Source organism: Salinicola sp., assembly GCF_982684285.1.
In genome coordinates, this window is record NZ_CEXLVS010000373.1 from 1 (window position 1) to 2,641 (window position 2,641).

Genomic DNA, 2,641 nt, shown 5'->3' on the forward strand with positions numbered 1-2,641 from the left:
GTCGGCGCTCGCGCAGGGCTCGTGTCTCGTGGCGCGTGGCTCGTGGCTCGTGGCTCGTGGCTCGTGGCGCGTGGCTCGTGGCTCGTGGCTCAGAAGTGCATGCAGAGGCGGAGCGCATCATAGATCGCCGCATGCGTATTGCGCTGCGCCACGCAGTCACCGATCCGGAACAGCGCGAAATCGCCGCTCTCGGCCAGGGTCGGCTGCGCCGTCGCCGCGTAGAGCGCCTCGAGCTCGATCTGCCCATGGTTGCGCGAACGCTCCTTGAGCGCGTAGTAGAGCGACTCGTCCGGACGCACGCCGTTCTCGATCACCACCTGGTCGACCACCCGCTCCTCGTGCTCGCCGGTGTACTCGTTCTCGAACAGCGCCACCAGCTTGTCGCCTTCGCGATAGACCTTGTGCAGCCCCAGGTCGCCGGTCATCACCACCGACTGCTGATAGAGGCTGCGGTAGTAGGTCGGGAAGGTGGTGCCGCCGATCGCCACGCCGGGCTTGGTGTCGTCGGTGACGATCTCCACCGTCGAGCCCTTGCTGGCGAGATAGTCGGCGGTGGACATGCCGCTGAACTCGCACATGGTGTCGTAGACCAGCACGTTCTTGCCCGGCTCGACCTTGCCGCCGAGGATGTCCCAGCTGCTGACCACCAGGCTCTCGTCAGGATTGTCCGAGTAGCCCCACTCGGGCACCTGCTCGAGGAACGGATGGCCGCCGTTGGCCAGCACCACCACGTCCGGCTGCAGGTCGCGCACCACCGAATCATCGGCGCGGGTCTCGAGCTGGACATCGACCCCGAGGCGCGCCAGCTCCATCTCGTACCAGCGGGTGATGCCGGCGATCTGGTCGCGCTGCGGTGCCCGCGCGGCGAGGGTGATCTGGCCGCCGAGCTGGGGCTGGGCTTCGATCAGGGTGACGTCGTGGCCTCGCTCCGCCGCCACGCGCGCTGCCTCCATGCCGCCGGGGCCACCGCCGACCACCACCACCTTGCGCTTGGGTCCGCTGCTCTTCTCGATGATGTGCGGCAGCCCCATGTACTCCCGCGAGGTCGCCGCGTTCTGGATACAGAGCACGTCGAGACCCTGGTACTGGCGGTCGATGCAGTAGTTGGCGCCCACACACTGACGGATCTGGTCGGTCTGACCCGCCTTGATCTTGGCGATGATGTGGGGGTCGGCGATGTGGGCCCGGGTCATCCCCACCAGGTCGACGTAGCCGCCCTCGAGGATGCGCTCGGCCTGGGTCGGGTCCTTGATGTTCTGGGCGTGGATGACCGGCACCGAGACCACCTCCTTGATGCCCGCCGCCAGATGCAAAAACGGCTCCGGCGGGTAGGACATGTTGGGGATGACGTTGGCCAGGGTGTCGTGGGTATCGCAGCCGGAGCCGATCACGCCGAAGAAGTCGACCATGCCGGTGGCATCGTAGTAGGCGGCGATCTGCTTCATGTCGTCGTGGGACAGGCCATCGGGGTGGAACTCGTCGCCGCAGATGCGCATGCCGACGCAGAAGTCGTCGCCCACTTGGGCACGTACCGCCTTGAGCACCTCCATGCCGAAGCGCATGCGATTCTCGAAGCTGCCGCCCCACTGGTCGGTGCGCTTGTTGACCCGCGGGCTCCAGAACTGGTCGATCAGATGCTGGTGGACCGCGGAGAGTTCGCAGCCATCGAGGCCGCCCTCCTTGACCCGCCGCGCCCCCTGGGCGAAGTCACCGATGATGCGCCAGATCTCCTCCTCCTCGATGGTCTTGCAGGTGGCGCGGTGAACCGGCTCGCGGATGCCCGACGGCGACAGCAGCGTCGACCAGTTGTGACCATCCCAGCGCGAGCGACGCCCCATGTGGGTGATCTGGATCATGATCTTGCCGCCGTGCTTGTGCACCGCGTCGGCCAGATTCTGGAAGTGGGGAATGATGCGATCGGTGGCGACGTTGACCGAACTCCACCACTGCTGCGGGCTGTCGATGGAGACCGGCGAGGAGCCGCCGCAGATGCAGAGCCCGCAACCGCCCTTCGACTTCTCTTCGTAGTATTTGACGTAGCGATCCGTGGTCATGCCGCCGTCGGTGGCGTGGACCTCGGCGTGGGCGGTGCTCACCACGCGGTTGCGGATGGTCAACTTGCCGATCTGGATCGGTTTGAACAGGGCTTCATGAGCCATGGCCGGTCATCTCCTCGAACTCGCGCTGCCCTGGGTCAGGTGCGGCCGCCACGAGTTCTTCAGTACACGGAATTGCTTGAATTATTGATGGCTGTCGCGAGGGCCGCCGTCAGCGCGGCGTGACGTCGAAGTAGCCAACCTCGCAGCCCGCCTCGGCCCCGCTCTGGGTCTGCTCGGCGCGGGTGCGCAGGCTGCTGCCGCGGGCCTCGAGAATCTGGTCCATGGCGCCGGCGAACCAGCCGGTGAACATGTACTCCTCCTTCTTGCCGGTCTTGCCCAACTGGTAGACGAAGCAGGAGTGCTCCAGGCGCACCCTGGCCGTGCCGGCGTCGAGATCGATCGCCTCGGTGGCGAACAGCCCCCAGCCGCGCTGCGACAGGCGCTTCATGTAGTGTTCGAAGACCGCCTCGCCCTCGAGACCGTGCAGCTCGGCCTCCTTCTCGCACCAGTGCCAGGCGGACTTGTAGCCGGCGTCGTAGAGA

Annotated in this window: 2 protein-coding genes; both read right to left on the reverse strand. The window is 66.4% G+C overall.

All coding sequences use genetic code 11. The features are described 5' to 3' along the window. Positions 1-89 precede the first annotated feature (89 nt). The gene (dgcA, locus tag AC3AYF_RS20000) at positions 90-2,159 is read right to left on the reverse strand and encodes a dimethylglycine demethylation protein DgcA (protein WP_295040740.1); all 2,070 of its coding nucleotides are present in this window, start codon (positions 2,157-2,159) and stop codon (positions 90-92) included. Positions 2,160-2,268: 109 nt separating this feature from the next. Beyond that, positions 2,269-2,641, reverse strand: a 373-nt coding sequence (locus AC3AYF_RS20005; protein ID WP_487780266.1) for a DUF5943 domain-containing protein, incomplete at its 5' end; no start/stop codon positions are given.